Origin of the sequence: Micromonospora sp. NPDC005298, assembly GCF_040607375.1 — a bacterium.
In the GTDB taxonomy this organism is placed as follows: Bacteria; Actinomycetota; Actinomycetes; order Mycobacteriales; family Micromonosporaceae; genus Micromonospora.
Genome location: NZ_JBEXGP010000008.1, coordinates 87,505 through 106,549, shown reverse-complemented (window position 1 = coordinate 106,549; position 19,045 = coordinate 87,505). Strand labels below are relative to the sequence as shown.

The 19,045-nt window shown below is 71.3% G+C and carries 20 protein-coding genes; 13 read left to right on the top strand and 7 right to left on the bottom strand.

Translation table 11 applies throughout. The features are described from left to right. Positions 1-53 precede the first annotated feature (53 nt). Complete coding sequence (locus tag ABZS77_RS15680; protein ID WP_354822980.1) at positions 54-437, top strand: hypothetical protein; 384 nt, start codon at positions 54-56, stop codon at positions 435-437. Between the two features lie 87 nt (positions 438-524). Here ABZS77_RS15680 and ABZS77_RS15675 read toward each other — a convergent pair whose 3' ends face one another. Continuing rightward, a complete protein-coding gene (locus tag ABZS77_RS15675; protein ID WP_354822978.1) occupies positions 525-1,598 on the bottom strand; it encodes a glycoside hydrolase family 43 protein in 1,074 nt (357 codons plus the stop codon). 312 nt (positions 1,599-1,910) lie between these two features. Between ABZS77_RS15675 and ABZS77_RS15670 the strand changes: the two genes are divergently transcribed. The 5 genes from ABZS77_RS15670 to ABZS77_RS15650 all read left to right on the top strand — a co-directional run bounded on the left by ABZS77_RS15670 (position 1,911) and on the right by ABZS77_RS15650 (position 6,007). Then, positions 1,911-2,291 carry a hypothetical protein gene (locus ABZS77_RS15670; protein WP_354822976.1) on the top strand — a complete coding sequence of 127 codons (381 nt, stop codon included), beginning with the start codon at positions 1,911-1,913 and terminating at the stop codon, positions 2,289-2,291. Positions 2,292-2,304: 13 nt separating this feature from the next. Continuing rightward, positions 2,305-3,825 carry a hypothetical protein gene (locus tag ABZS77_RS15665; RefSeq protein ID WP_354822974.1) on the top strand — a complete coding sequence of 507 codons (1,521 nt, stop codon included), beginning with the start codon at positions 2,305-2,307 and terminating at the stop codon, positions 3,823-3,825. Between the two features lie 30 nt (positions 3,826-3,855). Next, a complete protein-coding gene (locus tag ABZS77_RS15660; RefSeq protein WP_354822972.1) occupies positions 3,856-4,299 on the top strand; it encodes a DUF5990 family protein in 444 nt (147 codons plus the stop codon). A gap of 124 nt (positions 4,300-4,423) precedes the next feature. Continuing rightward, entirely contained in the window at positions 4,424-5,413 is a 990-nt protein-coding gene (locus ABZS77_RS15655; RefSeq protein WP_354822970.1) for a hypothetical protein, read from the top strand. Between the two features lie 63 nt (positions 5,414-5,476). Further along, entirely contained in the window at positions 5,477-6,007 is a 531-nt protein-coding gene (locus ABZS77_RS15650) for a hypothetical protein (RefSeq protein WP_354822968.1), read from the top strand. 95 nt (positions 6,008-6,102) lie between these two features. On the opposite strand, the gene ABZS77_RS15645 is transcribed toward ABZS77_RS15650, so the two are convergent. Then, entirely contained in the window at positions 6,103-7,194 is a 1,092-nt protein-coding gene (locus ABZS77_RS15645; protein ID WP_354822966.1) for a winged helix DNA-binding domain-containing protein, read from the bottom strand. A 61-nt stretch (positions 7,195-7,255) separates the two neighbouring features. Here ABZS77_RS15645 and ABZS77_RS15640 point away from each other — a divergent pair, with 61 nt between their 5' ends. Beyond that, complete coding sequence (locus tag ABZS77_RS15640) at positions 7,256-7,795, top strand: hypothetical protein (RefSeq protein WP_354822964.1); 540 nt, start codon at positions 7,256-7,258, stop codon at positions 7,793-7,795. Positions 7,796-7,824: 29 nt separating this feature from the next. On the opposite strand, the gene ABZS77_RS15635 is transcribed toward ABZS77_RS15640, so the two are convergent. From ABZS77_RS15635 to ABZS77_RS15625, 3 genes are all read right to left on the bottom strand, one after another. After that, positions 7,825-9,882 carry a glycogen debranching N-terminal domain-containing protein gene (locus ABZS77_RS15635; RefSeq protein ID WP_354823115.1) on the bottom strand — a complete coding sequence of 686 codons (2,058 nt, stop codon included), beginning with the start codon at positions 9,880-9,882 and terminating at the stop codon, positions 7,825-7,827. Between the two features lie 5 nt (positions 9,883-9,887). After that, a complete protein-coding gene (locus tag ABZS77_RS15630) occupies positions 9,888-10,256 on the bottom strand; it encodes an SCP2 sterol-binding domain-containing protein (protein ID WP_354822962.1) in 369 nt (122 codons plus the stop codon). A gap of 117 nt (positions 10,257-10,373) precedes the next feature. Beyond that, positions 10,374-10,835 (bottom strand): hypothetical protein, encoded by a 462-nt coding sequence (locus ABZS77_RS15625; RefSeq protein WP_354822960.1) that lies wholly within the window; start codon positions 10,833-10,835, stop codon positions 10,374-10,376. A gap of 512 nt (positions 10,836-11,347) precedes the next feature. On the opposite strand from ABZS77_RS15625, the gene ABZS77_RS15620 reads away from it, so the two are divergent. The 6 genes from ABZS77_RS15620 to ABZS77_RS15595 all read left to right on the top strand — a co-directional run bounded on the left by ABZS77_RS15620 (position 11,348) and on the right by ABZS77_RS15595 (position 16,291). Continuing rightward, entirely contained in the window at positions 11,348-12,298 is a 951-nt protein-coding gene (locus ABZS77_RS15620) for an SRPBCC family protein (protein WP_354822958.1), read from the top strand. Between the two features lie 28 nt (positions 12,299-12,326). After that, complete coding sequence (locus tag ABZS77_RS15615) at positions 12,327-13,499, top strand: zinc-dependent alcohol dehydrogenase (protein WP_354822956.1); 1,173 nt, start codon at positions 12,327-12,329, stop codon at positions 13,497-13,499. Between the two features lie 125 nt (positions 13,500-13,624). Then, positions 13,625-13,858 (top strand): hypothetical protein, encoded by a 234-nt coding sequence (locus ABZS77_RS15610; protein ID WP_354822954.1) that lies wholly within the window; start codon positions 13,625-13,627, stop codon positions 13,856-13,858. Positions 13,859-13,868: 10 nt separating this feature from the next. Beyond that, complete coding sequence (locus tag ABZS77_RS15605) at positions 13,869-14,441, top strand: GNAT family protein (RefSeq protein WP_354822952.1); 573 nt, start codon at positions 13,869-13,871, stop codon at positions 14,439-14,441. A 19-nt stretch (positions 14,442-14,460) separates the two neighbouring features. Next, positions 14,461-15,771, top strand: coding sequence for an alpha/beta fold hydrolase (locus tag ABZS77_RS15600; RefSeq protein WP_354822950.1), 1,311 nt, complete (start codon positions 14,461-14,463; stop codon positions 15,769-15,771). 133 nt (positions 15,772-15,904) lie between these two features. Then, positions 15,905-16,291: a DUF2267 domain-containing protein gene (locus tag ABZS77_RS15595; RefSeq protein ID WP_354822948.1), complete on the top strand. Its 387-nt coding sequence runs from the start codon at positions 15,905-15,907 to the stop codon at positions 16,289-16,291. Between the two features lie 65 nt (positions 16,292-16,356). Here the strand turns inward: ABZS77_RS15595 and ABZS77_RS15590 are convergent, their stop codons facing one another. Both ABZS77_RS15590 and ABZS77_RS15585 read right to left on the bottom strand, forming a co-directional pair. Beyond that, complete coding sequence (locus tag ABZS77_RS15590; protein ID WP_354822946.1) at positions 16,357-17,373, bottom strand: LD-carboxypeptidase; 1,017 nt, start codon at positions 17,371-17,373, stop codon at positions 16,357-16,359. A gap of 166 nt (positions 17,374-17,539) precedes the next feature. Next, positions 17,540-19,018: a glutamate--cysteine ligase gene (locus ABZS77_RS15585; RefSeq protein WP_354822944.1), complete on the bottom strand. Its 1,479-nt coding sequence runs from the start codon at positions 19,016-19,018 to the stop codon at positions 17,540-17,542. Positions 19,019-19,045 lie beyond the last annotated feature (27 nt).

The following is a 19,045-nucleotide window of genomic DNA, read 5'->3' as shown; positions in this document are numbered from 1 at the left end:
CTTTCCCGGTGGTAACTTTCATCGACCGATATCCCTGGGGAGAAGAGAGATCTGTGCGACTGAAATCCCTCGCGCTTGCCCTGTCCACCGCGGGTCTGCTGGCCGCTGCCCCCGCCGCTTCGGCCTCCGCCGCCGCGCCGAACGAGGAGCCGTGGCCGCCCGGCAACTGCCAGTCGGGCACGTTCTGCGCCTGGCCCAACTGGGCTCCCCCGAACACCGGCCCCACCGAGACCCCGTCGCTGGTCACCACCGGCGCGTGGGCCGGCAGCGCCCCGACGAAGCAGTTCTACAACTACACGTCCGCGAACGTCGAAGTGGAATACCACCACACCTGGCAGAACGGTTCGACGGTCATCACGCACTGCGCGACGCCTGGCGGAAACATTTTCTACCTCCAGGTCATCGTGACCAAGGTGAATTGGCACGGCTCCTGCTAGTGGCGTAGCGCCGGCCGCCGGTGTGGGTGCGACTGACCACGCTCGTCGACCCCCACCCGGCGGCCCGGCCGCTGATGCCGCAGAGATTCATTCGAAGAACTTGATGCTGAACCCGGTGTCGGCCGTCGGGCCGGGCACGTTGGCGCGGCGGTAGGTGGTGTTGCCCCACCAGCAGAAGGTGCCGGTGTACCAGTAGCGGTTCGCCCACGAGTACGCGGTGCCCTTCGGTACGGCGTGGAACATCAGCGGGAACCTCGGCCCGGCCGGCGGGCTCGTGGCGATGTCGCCGTTGAGCAGCACGAAGCTGTGGTGGCCGGGGCCGTTGACGTACAGGGTGGGGTCCCAGCCGGACATCATGGTGGCCCGGTTCGACCCGAACAGGCAGCCGTTCGACTTGTACCAGTCCCACACGTACGTCGGGTCGCCGCCGGCGCGCAGCCGCAGGTCGGCGATGCAGTACTGGTCACTCCAACTGCCGTTTGCGGAGTAGACGATGTGGAGTTGCCCGTTCGGGTCCCTGATCGCCTCGGGGGACTCGTTGATGAACGGGTTGCCGACGACGCGTTCCCAACTCTCCCTCGGCTGGGAGATGATGAACCGGCCGCCGGTCGGGGTGAGCGGGTCGCTCATCCGGCTGAGGTAGATGTTCTGTTCGACGTTGGTGTCGCCGGCCCAACCCGACCAGACGAACCACCGCTGGCCGTTGAAGGTGAACAGGCTGCCGTCGATGGCCCACTTTCCGCCGGGCAGCGCGAGCTGCCGCTCGGCCGTGTAGCCGCTCGCCGGAGACGCCGAGTGGATCACGTACATCCGGTGTGCGGCGGCGCGCCCGGCCGAGAAGTAGATGTAGTAGCGGCCGCCGTCGGTGACGATTTCCGGGGCCCAGACCTCACCGAGGTTGCGGCTGTCCGTCCACACCTGCCGGGCGGGTGCCGCCGCCAGCCCGGCGGTCGATGAGGCCTGCCGTACGGCGACCCCGCCGTTGAGCGACTGCACGGAGATGTACGTGCTGCCCACGCGGATGACGCTCGGGTCGGCGGCCCGCAGGCTTGTCTGCCCGGCCGCCGCCGGCCCGGCGCCGGCAGCGGACAGGCCGGCGGCGAGTACGGCGGTCAGCACCACGGAGAGGATGCGCGCAAGGGTTCGGTCGCCCACGTTCACGATGGGGACTCCTTTTCGGCCGGCCGACGAACTCGCTGACCCTCAGGACGCTGCCACAAGGTCACTCCCATGGCCACCGCTGACGCGGCAGCGGAGTCGCTTGAGGAGCCACGGGGCGGACGACGCCGCAGGTGTCGCAATCCGGACAGCACCCGACGCGCTCGGCCCCCGTACCCGCTCGTGACCTGTCCAAAGGCGCGCGGCCGGACCGCCGTTCCCGGCCGCTGACGCGACGCCTCGCCCGTCGCGGGCATCCACGCGGCGGTGTACGGATGGTGCAATAGGGTCAGTCGTCGCTGACCGGAGGTACGCGTGGACGGTGTGGAACTGCTTCTCGCCGCCTTGACGGCGGGCGCCACGGCGGGAGTCACCGACGCGACGAGCGGCCTGGTGCGCGACGCCGCCACCAACCTTCGCGCTCTGGTGCGGCAGCGGTTGACCGGCGACGGCCGGGAGGCGCTGCGGTCGCTGGAGGCGGCCCCCACCGAGTCGGGTGTCTGGCAGGTACGCCTCGCCGACGACCTGGTCCGCGCGGGTGTCGACCGGGACGAGCAGGTCCTCAGCCTCGCACGGGACGTGCTGGCGCGGGCCGAGGCGGCCGGCGGCCGGACCGACATCGGGCCGGTCGACCTGCGCGGGGCGAAGGGTGTGCAGTTCGGCACCGCCAACACCCAGCACAACACTTTCAACTGAGGCGACCGGGCGGATGGGCGACAGCGGACAGCCGGAGGAGCGCCGATCGCGGGAGGTCGACGCCCGCGACGCCAAGGGTGTGCAGTTCGGGGACAACAACATCCAGTACAACAGCTTCGGTCCCGTGGTGCGGTCGGCGTATCTCGCGGAGGTCCGCCGCGTCGCCCCCGCCGAGCTGCTCGACCGGGAGGCCGAACTGGCCCGGCTCGCGGCCTTCGCGACCGGCGACGGACCGGACCCGTACCTGCGGTGGGACGCCCACTCGGAGTCCGGGATGACGGCGCTGCTGTCCTGGTTCGTGCTGCACCCGCCGCCGGGCGTGCGGGTGGTGTCGTACCTGGTCCCCGCCGGCCGCACCGACCGGAAGAACCGCGACGCGTTCGTCGACGTGGTGCTGGAGCAATTGGTCGAGCTGACCGACGGGTCGATGCCGGGCCACCTGACCGTGGCGACCCGCCAGGCGCACCTGTTGGGCGGGTACGCCGAGGCGGCCGAGGCGTGCGCGCGGCGCGGCGAACGCCTGGTGCTCGTCGTCGACGGGCTCGACGACCGGCGCAACGTCTCAGGTGTCGTGAGGCTGCTGCCGGACCGGCTGGTCGGCGGGATGCGGGTCGTGCTCGGCACCAGCGTCGGCTGGCGGCCGCCCACGGACCTGCCGCCGCATCATCCGCTGCGCGAGCAGAAGCGTTCCATCTACCTGTCGCCGTACCTCAGCCCGGCCGAACGGCTCGAGCGCGAAGCCGAGCAGGCCGAGTGGGACAGGGAACACGGTCGGCGGGAGGCCGAGCGGCAACGCGCCGCCGAGGCACGCCGGGCCGCGCAGCGACAGGTCGACGAGTGGCAGGCGGCCGAGGCGGCCCGGATCAGCACGGCGGCCCGTGCGGCGGCCGTGCGGCGGGCGCTGGTGTTCGTCGCCGGGTGGACGGGCGCCCTCGTCGTCGTCGCCTGGCTGGCGTGGGCCTGGTATGCCCCGCAGGTCGCCGGCATCCTGACCGCCCAGATCGTGGCCGGCGGGGTGGGCGCAGCCCTCGGGCTCGCGCCGGCGGCGTTCCGGCTCGGTGCCGCGTACGCGCCGGCGTCGCGTACCCCCGCGTCCTGGTTCCCGTCGCCCCTGGCCACTGTGGTCCGGGGCGGTGCCGCGCTGGTATTCGTCTGGCTCGCCGGGGCCGTGGCGGCCGACTACGTCGACGCCCACCAGGACCGCCTGCTGGAACGGTCAGTCGGCCGGGCCGGAGCCCTGCCCTCCTTCGCGGAGGCGGTGGCGTTCGTGTTCCTCGTGCTGGTGGCGCTCGGGTGTGTGGTGGCCGGTCTCTACGTCGGGGCGGCGGCCGCCGCCCCGTGGCGGGAACGCCACCAGGCCGGGCTGCGCGCGTACCAGGCCGCCACCATGGCGGTGGCCGCCGCGACGGAGCGTTCGGCGTACGCGGACATGTCCGCCGACGTGATGTCCCCGAAATCGGCGGTCCGCGCCCAGGTGTACCAGGATTTCCTCGCCCGACTGTCGGGCGAGCCGCGACGCCGACCGCCCCGCTGAGGGCCCGACCAGGCACCTAGAGTCGCAGGCATGCGGATCCGGATCGAGGGCAGCGACCTTCCCGGGCGACGCGTCAGCGCCGGGGCCGACGCGCTGCGCCTGGGCAACGTGCACGTCGGGATGCAGCGAAAGGCCGAGGTGGTCGACCAGGTGCCCGCCGACGCGACGGAGGCGACCTGGTCCGTCGAGGTGTCCAGCCGGGAGATCGACGGCGTGCTGGACGTCGGTGGTCCGTGGGTGCACGGGCGCCCCGGCTCGCGATTCCTGTACCTGAGCTGGGGTGCGGTGACCGACGACGGCTTCGCGATGTTCCGGCGGGCGAAGCTGATGTTCACCGACATCCCCACCGAGCTGCTCCGCGCCGCGCACGAGGACGGTGGGATCCTGGTCGGCCGGCTCGGCCTGACCGACGCCACCGGCGAACCGCTCTGCGCCCGGGTACGCCCTCCCGCCATCGCCTGGACGGTGGAGTGACGCTCCCGGTACCGGGCAGGGACGGACTTCCGACGTTGCGGGCCTGTCCGCCACCGGGGTGGCCCATCCTTGTATTCGGCTCACCACTCTGGGTGACCGTACACAAGGGACTGTGGAGGTCGGCATGCTGACGATCGCTGAGGACCGGACGACATATCCGCCGGACGGCCAGATCCCCAACCTGGAGGACGACGAAACGGCGTGCGCCTCCATCGGTACGCGCATCGAACGGCTGCTGCCGGCCGACTACCAGGGAGAGGTCTTCGCCCGCCTGGTCACGTGGTCGGCGAGCGGGCTGAGCAAGCAGAGCTTCCCCACCTGGGCCGACGCCATCGCCGCCGCCACCAAGTACGCGCGGGAGGAGTTCGCCGGCGGCACCGACCAGCGGCGTCGTGAGAAGGCCCTGGACGCCACCGACCTCACCAGGCTCGGCACGGCCGTCGTCAGCACCGGACGGACCGACGACCCGCGGATCGCGGCGCGCGACAAGAGCCGCAAGTGGGCCAACTGTGGCCTGGCCGCATTCCAGATCCGCGAGCGGCTCGGCATCCTTGGCGGCGAACCGGTCCGCCGGTCGGCGCACACCTACGGGGCCGGTCAGGGCGATGCGCTCCGGAATGCCCTGCTGGTGCTGCCGGCGAACGCCCAGACCGTCCTGCTGCTCGACTGCCAGTTCCCCCAGGTGCACAACTTCATGATCGAGGTGCACCGCGACGGTTCCCGCTACCTCGCCCAGGGCTACCAGGGCACGTACCTCGCGCACTGGTGGCTCGGGCTGGACGCCACCTACTCGGGCACGCCCGGCGCGGAGATCCTCGCCCTGCGCGAGCGGTACGGGCTCGGCCGTCCGATCAGCACGCCCGACTACACGACCCTGCTCGACGGTCTGGTCGCCGCCATCTCCGGCGGCTGGCCGCAGGCCGCCGCCCAGTGGCGGACGCTGCCGTTCAACCCGGACCAGCAGGAGGTCGAGGGGATCGGCCGACGATCCGCCTCCCCGACCATCCTGATCGAGGAGTTCGAGGTACGTAGGCCGGAGGTGGCCCGCGCGGCTCTCGGCGGCGGCGACGCCTCGCTCAGCGAACTGACGACCCGAGGCTTGACCACCGACTGACCGGCGAACCAGGTCCGCCAAGCGGATTGATCATCACGGGGGCTTCGGTTAACGTGCGCGTCTGTGAAGCCCAGTCGCGTCGCCTCCGCCCTGTTGATCCTCGCCGCTACGACGGTCCTCACCGCCTGTGGGGGAGAGGACGCGGCGCCGACGGCTGGCTCGACCCCGCCGGCGCCGACGTCCGCGGCCCCGGCCTCGGCAGCGCCCTCCACGCCGGCGACCCCGACGTCGGCCGCCGCGGCCCCGTCGGGCGCGACGACGGGCGGGACGAGCGACAAGAAGCTCTGCGAGTCGGCGAAGAAGGCCGGTGACGAGATGAAGGCGGCCCTCATCGAGATGGTGAGGACGGGCGAGCCCTCGGCGGCGGACTACAAGAAGATCCTGACCGGGATCGACCGCGAACTGACCAGGGTGGCCTCGACCGGCGCGGCGAACAGCAAGGTGGCCGCCGCCCTGCGCCGCTTCGGTGACGAGGCGGCCAAGGCGGCGGCCGCGCCCGACCCGGCGAGCGCCGCCGACAACCCGACCTTCGAGAAGGCCGGGGCGACCATCACCTCCGCGTGCAAGGCCGCCGGCGTCAGCGTGAACTTCTGACCAGGCGTCCGCCGAACGGCGCCACGTGGCTTCCGCGAGCGCGGCACCGAGGACCCTCAGCCGTACGCGCGGCGCCATGCCTCCGCGTGGCGTGACTAGCTGGCGAACTCGACGCCGGCGAGGGTGACCGAGCGGTGCGCGGCGAGGAGTTCGGCCTGTGCGGTGATGGCCTTACGCGTGGCGTCCGACAACCTTTGCCAGGGCTGGACGGCGACCGTGAACGTCCGGCCCGACTTGCGGGGACGCCAGGCGCCGACCACCTCGCCGTCGGCCAGGACGGCGCCGGGTCGACCCAGCACCGGCCACAACTCCTTGGCGCGGGCGGCGTCCGGCACCACCGTCGCCCGGTCCTTGGCCTGTAGGAACAGGTCGTACGGGCCGAGCAGGTGTGTCCCGGTGCCCTCGGTCGACTCCAGCGCCTCCTCGTCGGCGGCCAACAGCGAACGCGCCTCGCCGTCGACCCGCACCTCGATCACGTCGTCGGGCCAGAGCGCCTTCACGTCCTTCACCGGCGCGTCGAGGTAGTCGGCCACCTGTTTCGGGGTGGCCGGACCGAGCAGGCGAAGGTACGCGCGCACGAGGTCGAATTGCTCGCCCGCGGCCGTCGCCTTCCGGAATCCGGCGATGCGTCGCAGGACCGGAGGCGACGTGTCGAGATCCAGCTCCAGGCCGGCCCGCACGGCGGCGAGCCGGAACGGCATCTCGTAGACGTGCGTGGCGTCGCACGGCCGGCAGAACCGCAGGTACGGCTCGGGCAGCATGGTGGCCAGACGGCCGGACACCGCACCCTTGACCGTCGGCGCGGTGACGATGGCCCGCATGCGGTCGGCCACCTCGTCGAGGGCGGCGAGGTTGCCGATACCGGCGGCCTTCAACGGCTTGGACGCGTCGTAGATGCGCTTGCCCGCGTCGGCGTCGGAGAACGGCTCGACCGCCGCCGCCACCGCGCCCACGTCGGCCCGACGGTAGAGGTGGGGAGCGCCGCGCACCGTCCACAGCAGGATCACGTCCCGGTCGGACAGCGCTGTCACGTCGACCCCGCGCGCGGCGAGTGCCCACCGGGCGCCGTCCGGTCCGGTGTTCTGCACACCGATGTCCAGGACCGCGGTGTCGGCGAGCGTGCCCTCGCTCCGGTCGAGCTGCTGGGCCCGGATGCGGAAGTTCATCACCTGGTGACGATCGACCATGCCTGCACCCTAGTCGGGCACAATGACACGCTCGTGCCAACGCCGCCGGGAGGAGGCTCCGATGGGTTACAGCTTCGAGCACGTCGACCTGCCCGAACCGGCCGCCAACGCGCGCACCCACGCCGAGGAGTGCCTCGACCTCGGCGGATCGTGCGGCAGTTGGCCACGGTGCCGCGACGACTACCACTCGCTCGCCGCCGACCACCAGTTTCACCTCAACATCGCCGGCATGGGGTTCTGCCGGGAACTCATGCGGCGCGCCGGCATGACCTACCAGGCGACACCGCGTCCCTTCCCGGACTGGCCGTTCGACAGCGTCGACGACTGGCGCGACGCCGACCAGAGCCGACGGGACGCGTACAAGGAGGCCGAACGGGCCGCCGCCGCGCAGACCGAGCCCGGCATGGTCGGGATCCCCGAGTTCAAGTTCACGAGCAACGGCCCCTGGCTGGTCGGCCCGACCGAGATCGAGCAGGCGCTGATCTTCTACGAGGCGTCGCCGGCGGACCTGCGCGCCGAATGTGAGGCCGACGAGCTGTGGGTCGCCTGGCTCGGCTGGCTGCGTGAGGCGCGCGCCCACGGCGGTTTCACAGTCAGCTGAGCTGTCCGTAGGCCGCGCGCTGGTGACACCTACGTCGCCCGACGGCCGGGCTGGTCGGGGCGTTGGCGGGCGAAGGCGTCGGTGAGGCCCCAGCGGCCGGGGATGTCCAGGAGCGCGATCCGGCCGAAGGCGGCCGGCAGGGCGGGATTCACCGCCAGGTGGTCCTCGTGTGGGTTGATGCCGAGCATCGTGCGGATGAGCAGCATCGACGCCCCACTGGACCAGGCCTGTGGGCTGCCAGCGGTCGGGTACCGCACCGGGTACCGGGTGGTGCGGCGGTCGAATCCACCGAAGGCCTCCGGCAGACGGCCCTGGAAGTAGGTGGCGGCGGAGAGGATGCTCTCGGCGATGCGGCCCGCCTCCGCGCCGAACCCGTACCGGCGCAGACCCCAGGCGATGAACGAGTTGTCGAACGGCCAGACCGTGCCGTTGTGGTATCCGAGGGGGTTGTAGCGGCCCTGCCCCTCGGCGAAGGTCCGCACCCCCCAACCGGAGAACAGGGCCGGACCCATCAGATGCTCGACGACCTGCGAGGCCCGCTCGCGTGGCACGATGCCGCTCCACAGCAGATGCCCGATGTTCGACGACAGGCTGTCGACGGGGGTGCCGTCGTGGTCGAGTGCCAACGCGTAGTAGCCCCGGTCGTCGAGCCAGAAGTCCCGGTTGAAGCGTTCGTACAGGGCCGCCGCCTGGTGTTCCAGCCGGTCGGCGTAGTCGGGGTCACCCCAGACGGTACGGGCCAACCGCGCCCCTCGGATCTTCGCGTCGTACGCGTACCCCTGGGCTTCGCAGGTGGCCCTGGGGAAGCCCGGCAGCCGTCCGTCGGCGTACGAGATGCTGTCCCAGGAGTCCTTCCAGCACTGGTTCTCCAGGCCGGTGTCGCGGTTGCGCCGCTCGTACCAGATGTAGCCGGTGCCGGTGAGGTCCGCGTACCGGTCGATCCATTCCAGTGCCGCGCGGGCCTCCTGCTCCAGCTCGACCACCAGCGCGCGGTCGCCGCTCCACCGTTCGTACTCGTCGAGCAGCACCACGAACAGCGGTGAGGCGTCCACAGTGCCGTAGTAGGGGGAGTGCGGCTGTTCCTCGAACGCGGCCGACTCCCCGTAGCGCAGCTCGTGCAGGATCCGACCCGGATCCTCCTCCAGGACGTCGTCCCGGCGGGCGCCCTGGAGCGAGGCGAGGATCCGCAGCGTCGGCGGGGTCAGCGACGGCGTGACGGCCAGGGTCTGTAGGCAGGTCAGCAGGCTGTCGCGGCCGAACAGGGTCATGAACCAGGGCAGACCGGCCGCGGGTACGGCGGCGCCGCCGAGCGAGAGCGGGGAGAAACGCAGTGCCGCCAGGTCCACCAGGCTGCGCTGGTACACCTGCTGGAGGGCGGCGCTGTCGGTGTCGAGTGTCGGCGCCTGGGCGACCCACTCGCGGACGCTCTCGGGCAGGGTGGACTCGTCCGGCCGGAGCACCCGCAGGGCCGACCGGAGGTCGAAGCCGTCGGGGCGCAGCGCCCGCATGACCACCTGCAACCGGGTCGACCACTGCTGGCCGGCCCCCAGCCGTGTCGTGAAGCGCAGACCCCGCGGGTCGAAGGTGGCCGGTTCGCTCGCCGTCACGGAAACCTCGCGCTGGTACGTGCCGCGCCGGTAGCCCAGCCGCAACTCGTTCTGCTCGACCTCGGTGTAGTGCTGGCCCACCTTGTCCTGGATGTCGAACTTGATCTCGAAGATGTCGGCGAAGTCGGCCGTCACGTCGAGCCGTACGTCCAGGTCGAGGTCATGGTCGCCGTAGTTGAAGATGGTCAGGGACTCGGTCAGGTCCGGACCGATGCGTCGCCGCCGGATCGCCGACACGTCGGCCTGCACGTAGTCGACCGCCCCGCCCGGTACGACGAAGAACGTGATCTCGTAGTACTGGCTGTCGTCCACCGACAGCGCGTTCAACCGTTCCCCGTTGACGGTGAGCACCCAGCCGGACAGGAAACGCGTGTCGGCGGCGAACAGGCCGACCGGAGCGGAGGACGACGCCTCCACGTCCCCGCTGGCGTCGGACACGATGAACGTGTTCCCGTCGATGCACGCCACCGTGCCGGGGATGTCCCTCATCGGGGTGTTCCCGGATCCGGAGCGCCGCCCACGGGCGTCTCCGACGCTCGGGGGAACAACCGGCCGACCCGCAACGCCAGGCCGAGGTCGCCGTCGACCATGATCTCGCCCCGCGTGATCGCCGCCAGGCCGTTCACCTCACCACGTGCCATCGCGTCGGCGACCTGGGCGGACACCCGGATGACGGTCGTGGCGGGTTCGGGACTCTTCGTCACCCGGATCCGGCCATGATCGATGTTCAGTAGCCACTGTTCCAGGTCGTCCCCGTCGCGGATGTCGAATCGCACGCTCCCGCAGACCTTGCGGAACCGTGGATCCTCGCCGGCATCGGTCAGCCGTTCGAAGAACACGCTTGTCGCAGTCATCCGACCTCCCCGACGCCTGCTGGAGCGGGTGTCGGCTACCCGGAAGCGGCCACTGTTAACTCCGGCCCGGCGACGCGTTGACGGGGGAACCCGCCGCGTCGGGCCGACCGGTGGCGCTCAGCTGGGCAGTCGGAACAACACCATGCTGACCCGGGTGAGCGCACCGTACGACAGCCGGCGGGTCGTGTCGCCGTCACCGGCGCGCACCGCCACCTGGATACGGATCTGGGTGCCGGTGGGCAGCTCCACGTTCACGTCGGGTGTGTTGACGACGAACACCCCGCCGGCCGTGTCCGGGTTGATCGACACCAGTTCCTGGGTCAGCAGGGGCGTGGACAGCTCCGGGTGGCCCGGCTCGGTGTACTCCGCGCGTATCCGTACGAGATCGTCGAGCTGTAGCCCGCGCAGGTCGACGGTGGCCTGGATTGCGGCGAGCCCCGCGTCCGGCAGTGTCCAGTGGTAGTCGCCGGCGGTCCACCGGATGGCGTGGAAGGTGTCGTTGGTGTCCAGCGTCTGGCCGGGGTGCGGCACGCTGAGGAACGTGGCGCAATTCGTCGTCTCCTTCCGGCGCTTTCGCACCGATCATCTCCGCGAAATCGTCGATGGTGCCGCGAAAGGTGTCCGCGTCGCAGGTGTGCTGCCGGCCGATGATCGCCGAATCGGTGAACTGCCAGATGCGCGGCATGGAATCCGGCTTCCCGGGCGGTCGCTGAAATCGTTCCGGAGATTGTCGGGTCCACTCCGGACGGGCTTTTCCGAATCGGCGCGAAAACAATTCGAAGACATTCATCAAAGGCCAGCCAGAATGGGGGCACGGCGGATCGACGTCCGCGTCGGACGTATCGCTCAAAACGGTCCCGTGTGGTCGATGCTACTGGCTGCTCCGCAATTAGGCCACTGCGGGCGGCGGCCAATTACGCAAACAATTCTCGCTATCGTGCCGTGTTCGCGGCACTGCGGTGATTCGTTCGCAGGCGTGGTCTGCTCCGAATCGGGCGCACGCGTCACGCGCACCGCATAGCGTCACGGGGGCGGAAGCACCGCCGCTCCGCTGGCCGGCCGGCCGTCACGTCCACCGGGAGGGACCGGGTATGAGCCGTATCGACACTGTTCTCCTGCCGGAGTTGGACGGGCCGGTGCCGGCGACGCTGCCGAGGGCACTCGGCCTGCTGAGCCTGGCCCTGGGCGTGGGCGCCCTGGTCGCCCCCGGACCCCTCGCGCGCCTGACCGGGGTGGACGACTCCGCGGCCGCGCGGGCCGTGCTCCCAGCCGTCGGCCTGCGTGAACTGGGCAGCGCCGCCGGCCTGCTCAGCGGCCGTCGCCCCGCCGGCTGGGCCTGGAGCAGGGTGGCCGGTGACGCCATGGACCTCACAATGCTCGGACGAGCACTCGCCGACCGCGGCGGTGACCGGCAGCGTCGGGTCGCGCTGACGACCCTCGCGATCGCCGGCATCACCGCCGTCGACGTGCTCGCCGCCGTCCGTATCGGGCGGGCCCGACGGGCCCGGTCCCGCCTGATCCGGATGCGGATCGCGGTGACGGTGAACCGGTCGCCCGCCGAGGCGTACCGGTTCTGGCGGGACATGGAGAACCTGCCCCGGTTCATGGCACACCTGGAGTCGGTGCACGCCGACGACCTGCGCCGCTCGCACTGGATCGCCCGAGGCCCGGCCGGCCACCGCGTCGAGTGGGACGCCGAGATCATCGACGACCAGCCGAACAAGTCGATCACCTGGCGTTCACTGCCGGGTAGCCGGGTGCCCAACGCCGGGCGGGTCGCGTTCGTGCCCGCCCCCGGCGACCGGGGCACCGAGGTCCGGGTGCACCTGCGCTATGCGCCGCCCGCCGGGGCGCTCGGTCGGGCGGTGGCGAAGCTGTTCGGCGAGGAACCCGCGCAGCAGGTCCGCGACGACCTGCGCCGGTTCAAGCAGGTCCTGGAGGCCGGCGAGGTGGTCCGCTCCGAGGGCAGCCCCAACGGCATCTCCGTACGCCAGCAGGCCATGCAGCGTCCCGCGCAGCCCTTGCCGGCGTCCCGCCGCTGACGCACGCGAGTTTGGAAAGGGACCGACCATGAAGGCCACCGCCTGGATGGGCACCGACAGCGTCAAGGTGATCGACGTGCCCGACCCGACGATCATGAACGCGCGGGACGCCATCGTCCGGATCAGCACCACCGCGATCTGCGGCTCCGACCTGCACCTGTACCACGGGTACATCCCCGCCATGCGCAAGGGCGACATCCTCGGCCACGAGTTCATGGGCGAGGTGGTGGAGGTCGGCCCGCAGGTGCGCAACCTCAAACCCGGGGACCGGGTGGTCGTACCCTTCCCGATCGCCTGCGGGCACTGTTCCTCGTGCCAACGTGGCCTCTACTCGGTCTGCGAGAACTCGAACCCCAACGCCGGCATCGCCGAGAAGATCATGGGGCATTCGCCGGCCGGCATCTTCGGCTACTCGCACCTGCTCGGCGGGTACGCCGGCGGTCAGGCCGAGTACGCCCGGGTGCCGTTCGCCGACGTCGGCCCGCTCAAGGTGCCCGACGACGTCCCCGACGAGCAGGCGGTCATGCTCGCCGACGTGTTCCCGACCGGCTACATGGGCGCCGAGATGTGCGACATCAAACCCGGTCAGGTGATCGCCGTGTGGGGCGCCGGGCCGGTCGGGCTGCTCGCCGCCGCCAGCGCCCGGCTGCTCGGCGCCGAGCGGGTGATCGTCATCGACCGGTACCCGTACCGGCTGCGGCTGGCCGAGGAGCACGCCGGCGCCGAGACGATCAACTACGAGCAGGACGACGTGCTGGACACCCTCAACGAGATGACCGCCGGCCGGGGACCGGACGCCTGCGTCGACGCCGTCGGCCTGGAGGGTCACCACGGCAACGCCGCGATGTACGCGTACGACCGGGCCAAGCAGGCCACCCGGACCGAGACCGAACGGCCGTTCGCGCTGCGTCAGGCGGTCCTGGCGTGCCGATCGGGAGGGGTGGTCTCGGTCGTCGGCGCGTACGGCGGCTTCGTCGACAAGTTCCCGATGGGCGCCTTCATGAACAGGTCCCTGATCATGCGGACCGGTCAGTGCCACGTGCAGCGCTACACCCGGCCGCTGCTGGAGCGGATCCGGCGCGGCGACATCGACCCGAGCTTCATCGTCAGCCACCGGATGCCGCTGCGCGACGCCCCGAAGGGCTACAAGATCTTCCAGAAGAAGCAGGACGACTGTACGAAGGTGCTGCTCTCGGTCTGAGCGGTGCGGCGGGTCAACTCCACAGGGCACTCACCACCGTCGCCCACCCGCTCCGCCCCCGGTCCGCCCGGCCTGCCGGCGCGGGAGGGACCCCGACCGTCGCCCGGCGTCGGTAGCCTCGCGTCATGTCGAACGACATCCACCGGCCTCAGCTTCGGGTCGAGGTCCGCGCGTGGACGGCTGCCGACGCCGTGACGTTGGCGGGGCTTCGATGGCGAGGGCTGACCGAGGAGGGCGGCTACACCGGCGACGGCACGACGGGCCACGTGAGGGTCCACTCCAGTGAACGCGCGGTGCCCCTGTATCAGCGGATGGGCTTTCGGAGCGGGCGGGCCTGGCTCAGCTGGCAGCCCGAGTGAGGTGACCGACATGCCGTCGACGGAGAGTGCGGACCCGGCGCCGTCCATCGGGGACACCGTGCGGCTTCGACCGGTGGACGAGGCGGACCTGGCGATGTTCCGGCGGTTCTGCGTCGAGCCCGGTCTGATCGGCCTCGACTGGGCCGGCTTCCGCGACCCCGGCGCGCCGGCGCGGCGTTTCGCCGTCGACGGCTGGCTGGGCGCAGACGACGGGCGGCTCATCGTCGAGGTGGAGCAGGATCAGGCCGCCGGCTTCGTCAGCTACACGTCCGGGCGGTACGGCGGGTCGGCGTCGTACTGGGAGATCGGGATCGTGTTGCTGCCCGGGTGGCGGGGCAGGGGCGTCGGCTGGCGGGCCCAGGCGCTGCTCTGCGACCACCTGTTCACCCACACCCCGGCGCAACGCGTTCAGGCCGGAACCCATCCGGAGAACGTCGCCGAGCAGCGGTCGCTGGAGAAGGCCGGCTTCCAGTTCGAAGGCGTGGTGCGGGCCTGCGAGTTCCGGGCCGGCCGGTGGCGCGACGGGTATCTTTACAGCCGGCTGCGCGACGATCCGCGGCCCGAAGCGCTCGCCGGGACGTGATCCCCGGGAAGGGACACCCGTGCCGGTCCACCACCACCCAGGCACCGTCATCACCGACCACCGCTTCCCGGTGCCGCTCGACCACGCCGACCCGGCCGGGGAGCGGATCGAGGTGTACGCCCGCGAGGTCGTGGCCACCGCGAAGCAACACGAGGCGCTGCCGTGGCTGCTCTTCCTGCAGGGCGGCCCCGGTGGTCGCTCACCACGTCCGGTGGGCCGGGACGGCTGGCTGGACCGGGCGTTGGACGACTACCGGGTGCTACTGCTGGACCAGCGGGGCACCGGCCGTTCGACTCCCGCCGACCGGCACAGCCTGCCGCTGCGCGGCGACGCGGCCGCCCAGGCCCGGTATCTGGCCCACTTTCGAGCCGACTCGATCGTGCGGGACTGTGAACTGATCCGCCGGGACCTTCTCGGCGAGGACGGCCGGTGGAGTCTGCTCGGCCAGAGCTACGGCGGCTTCTGCACCCTCACCTACCTGTCGTACGCGCCGCACGGCGTCCGTGAGGCCTTCGTGACCGGCGGCCTGCCCGGTCTGCGCAGCACCGCCGAAGACGTCTACCGGGCCGCCTACCCGCGCGTGCGGCGCAAGGTCGAGGCGCACTACGCGCGGTACCCGCAGGATGTGGAGATCGTCCGGGAGATCGTGCGGCACCTGCGGGAGCGGGAGGTGCGGTTGCCCGGCGGTGGACTGCTGACCGTCGAGGCATTCCAGGCGATCGGGATCCTGCTGGGCACCGGCAACGGGTCGCACACCCTGCACTACCTGCTCGAGGACGCCTTCCTGCCGGGGATGCCCGGCCGCCGGCTCTCCGACCCGTTCCTCGCCGAGATCCAGGGTCACCTGTCGTACGCGAGCCGCCCGCTCTACGCCCTGCTGCACGAGTCGATCTACGGTCAGCGTTCGGTGACGCCACGCGCCACCGGTTGGACGGCCGAGACGGTGCGGGCCGAGTTCCCGGAGTTCGACGCCGACCGGGCGGTGGCGCAGGACCGACCGGTGCTGCTGACCGGCGAGATGATCTACCCGTGGACGGTCGCCACCGACCCCGCGCTGGCCCCGCTGGGCGAGACGGCGGAGCTGCTGGCCCGGCGTACCGACTGGCCGGACCTGTACGACCCGGACCAGCTGGCCCGCAACGAGGTGCCGGTCGCCGCCGCGATCTACCACGACGACATGTACGTCGACACCGACGACTCGACGACCACCGCGCGGGCGGTGCGCGGCCTGCGCCCCTGGATCACCAACGAGTACGAGCATGACGGTCTGCGGGTCAGCGGGGGTCGCGTCCTCGACCGGCTGATCCGACTGGTTCGCGACGAGATCTGAGGCCCCTCTGGCGTCCGGGCGGAACGTCCGGGTCGGCGCCCGGGCCCGTTTGTGGTCGGGGAGCCGGGGAACCCGCCTCGTTCGTCCGCCGCCAGGCCCGACGGCCGGTCGCGGAGACCGAAGGGAGCGGGTCATGGAGTACGAGCAGATGATCGCCACCGTCCGGCAGCGCGCCGGTCTGGGGGAGAACGAGGCCGTGCGGTCCGTGCAGGCCGTCCTGTCGGTGCTCGGCGAACGACTCGCCGGACAGGAGGCCGACAACCTCGCGGCACAGCTGCCGGACCCGCTGAACGGGTCCGTCACCCGTAATCCGCAGGGTCGCCGGTGGGACGTCGGCGAGTTCCTCAAACACGTCGGCGACCGCGAGCAGGTCGCGAACGCGGACCACGTGCGCCAGCACGCCCAGGCGGTGCTGCGGACCGTCGCCGAGGCACTCGACGACGACGAGCGGCACGACCTGCTGGCCCAGCTGCCCGCCGGCATCATCGATCTCTTCGGCGTGCCCACCCCGCGTGGCTGAGTAGCCGCCCCGTCGCGACCGGCGCGCGGCGGGTCGGTCCCGCCGGCGCGCCGGTCGTCACACCGTCACCGGGCGCGGACCCCGGCCTCCACCGTCAGGGTCCCGGCCTCGGCGTCGATCGTGGCCCGCGTGCCGAGCGGGACGGTGAGCTGCCCGTCGCCGTGCCCCAGCCGAAGCCCGCCCAGGACCGGCACGCCGAGGTCGTACAGGCGGTCCTTCAGCACCGATGCCGCGTCCCACTCGCCCGGTTCACCGACGCTGTTGGTGATCTGGCCGATGACCACCCCGGCGACCCGGCGCAGCACGCCGACCCGGCGCAACTCGGTCAGCATCATGTCGATGCTGTACGGGGCCTCGTCCACGTCCTCGAAGAACAGGATCGCGTCGTCGAAGTCCGGGGCGTCCTGCGCGCCGAGCGACGTGGAGATCAGCGTCAGGCAGCCGCCGAGCAGCGGCCCCGACGCCCGTCCCGGCACCAGGACGGGGGCGGCGGTCTCGGCCGGATCCCTGGTGATGGTGACGGGTGCGGTGGTCATCACCGCCCTGCGCAGCGCCTCGGCCGACTCGGGACCGGTGCGGCTGTCGTTCCAGTTGACCATTGGGCCGTAGAAGGTGGACAGCCCGATCTCACGCCACAGCCTGCCGTGGATGCTGGTGATGTCACTGAAGCCGACGACCACCCGCGGATCCCGGCGGAGGCCGGAGACGTCGATCTGATCGGCGATCCGCTGCGTCCCGTAGCCGCCCCGGGCGGCGAAGACGGCACGGACCCCCGGGTCGTTGAGCGCGGCGTTCAGGTCGGCCAGCCGCTCCGCGTCGGTGCCGGCCAGGTAGCCGTACCTGGTGAAGACGTGCCTGCCCAGCTCGACCTTCAGGCCCCAGCCGCGCAGGATCTCGATGCCGCGGGCCATGTTCGTGGGGTCGGGGGTGCTGCCGGGCGACACGACCCGCACCCGGTCGCCGGGTGCCAGCGCCGGCGCCCGCAGGACGCGTTTCGTGCGACGGGGAGCGGCCTGGGCGGACGCGGCCTGCCCGCTGCCGACGAGCACGGCGCCGCCGGTAATAGCTCCCATCCGCAGCATGCGTCGACGGGACAGGGGTGCTCGCGCGGGAATCTCTGTCGGGGTGGGGTCTGTTCCGGAAGTGGCCACAGGCGTCCCTCTCATCGTCAGCAGAGCGATGGTCCGAGTTGCCACAGCCTACGACGATGTTCGATTCGTCAGGGGGTCCACAGAGGACGCCGGGAGCCTACGGGATCGGCCACTCGTGCACCGGACGGTTGCTGTGCATCAGGTCCACGTAGTGCCGGACCACCTCGCGCAACGCCGCCGGACGGTCCAGGTGGTCGGCCGACTCCAACCGGTGCAGGGTCTCCACCTGCCAGGTCGCGCCGTTGCGGCCGGTCAGGCAACGCTGCTCGATGATGCCGAGCAGGCGGTCCCGTTCACCCGGGTCGAGCCCCCACCGGTCCAGGCCGTGATGCGCCATCGGCAGCAGCCGGCGCAGCACCAGCTCGGTCACCGGCAGATACCCGAGGCCGGGCCAGAACACCTGCGCGTCGATGCCGTACCGGGCGCAGCTGGTGAAGTTCTCCTCCGCCGCGCTGAACGACATCTGCGACCACAGTGGCCGGTCCGACTCGGCCAGGGCGCGCACCAACCCGAAGTAGAAGGCGCCGTTGGCGATGGTGTCCAGAACGGTCGGGCCGGCCGGAAGCACCCGGTTCTCCACCCGCAGGTGCGGCCGGCCCCGCGACACGTCGTACACCGGCCGGTTCCACCGGTAGATGGTGCCGTTGTGCAGCCGCAGTTCCGCGAGGTTGGGCACCTCACCCGAGGCGAGGGCCTGCGCCGGATCCTCCGGGTCGCAGACCGGGAGCAGCGCCGGGAAGTAGCGGACGTTCTCCTCGAACAGGTCGAACACGGTGGTGATCCACCGTTCGCCGAACCAGACTCTGGGGCGTACCCCCTGGGCCTTGATCTCCTCCGACCTGGTGTCGGTGGCCTGCTGGAACAGCGGGATGCGGGTCTCCCGCCACAACTCGCGGCCGAAGAGCAGCGGCGAGTTCGCGCCGACCGCGACCTGGATGCCGGCGATGGCCTGGGCGGCGTTCCAGTAGTCGGCGAACTGCGCCGGGCTGACCTGGAGGTGGAACTGGGTGCTGGTGCAGGCCGCCTCCGGGGTGATCGTGTCGGCGGTCACCGCCAGCCGCTCCACCCCGCTGATCGCGATCGGCAGATCCTCGCCACGGGCGGCGAAGATCTGCTCGTTGAGCAGCGCGTACCGGGGGTTCGCGGAGAGCGTCTCGGCGGTCAGGTGCTCCGGGCGCAGCGTCGGCAGGATGCCGATCATCACCATGTGCGCGCCGATCGAGCGGGCCTTCTCCTCGGCGGCGTTGAGACTCGCCCGCACGTCCTGCTCGAAGGCCGCGGTGCCGGTGCCGGTCAGCCGCCTCGGTGGCACGTTGATCTCGACGTTGAACTGGCCCAGCTCGGTCTGGAACAGCGGGTCGGCGATGGCGGCCAGGACGTCGGCGTTGCGCATCGCCGGCATCGAGGTCTCGTCGACCAGGTTCAGTTCGATCTCCAGCCCGGTCATCGGCCGGTCGACGTCGAAGCGTGACTCACGCAGCATCTCGGCGAAGACGTCGAGACAGATGCGGACCTTCTCGCGGTAGCGGGCGCGGTCCTCCCGACTGAAGGTCCGAACCCCGACGTCCTCGCCCATGGTCACCACCCTGTCACCGCTGGTCCC

Coding starts and splice junctions, on each gene's coding strand:
- ABZS77_RS15665 (WP_354822974.1), top strand. CDS start 2,305: ATGGGCGACAGCGGACAGCCGGAGGAGCGCCGATCGCGGGAGGTCGAC.
- ABZS77_RS15660 (WP_354822972.1), top strand. CDS start 3,856: ATGCGGATCCGGATCGAGGGCAGCGACCTTCCCGGGCGACGCGTCAGC.
- ABZS77_RS15655 (WP_354822970.1), top strand. CDS start 4,424: ATGCTGACGATCGCTGAGGACCGGACGACATATCCGCCGGACGGCCAG.
- ABZS77_RS15645 (WP_354822966.1), bottom strand. CDS start 7,194: ATGGTCGATCGTCACCAGGTGATGAACTTCCGCATCCGGGCCCAGCAG.
- ABZS77_RS15640 (WP_354822964.1), top strand. CDS start 7,256: ATGGGTTACAGCTTCGAGCACGTCGACCTGCCCGAACCGGCCGCCAAC.
- ABZS77_RS15630 (WP_354822962.1), bottom strand. CDS start 10,256: ATGACTGCGACAAGCGTGTTCTTCGAACGGCTGACCGATGCCGGCGAG.
- ABZS77_RS15620 (WP_354822958.1), top strand. CDS start 11,348: ATGAGCCGTATCGACACTGTTCTCCTGCCGGAGTTGGACGGGCCGGTG.
- ABZS77_RS15615 (WP_354822956.1), top strand. CDS start 12,327: ATGAAGGCCACCGCCTGGATGGGCACCGACAGCGTCAAGGTGATCGAC.
- ABZS77_RS15610 (WP_354822954.1), top strand. CDS start 13,625: ATGTCGAACGACATCCACCGGCCTCAGCTTCGGGTCGAGGTCCGCGCG.
- ABZS77_RS15605 (WP_354822952.1), top strand. CDS start 13,869: ATGCCGTCGACGGAGAGTGCGGACCCGGCGCCGTCCATCGGGGACACC.
- ABZS77_RS15595 (WP_354822948.1), top strand. CDS start 15,905: ATGGAGTACGAGCAGATGATCGCCACCGTCCGGCAGCGCGCCGGTCTG.
- ABZS77_RS15590 (WP_354822946.1), bottom strand. CDS start 17,373: ATGCTGCGGATGGGAGCTATTACCGGCGGCGCCGTGCTCGTCGGCAGC.
- ABZS77_RS15585 (WP_354822944.1), bottom strand. CDS start 19,018: ATGGGCGAGGACGTCGGGGTTCGGACCTTCAGTCGGGAGGACCGCGCC.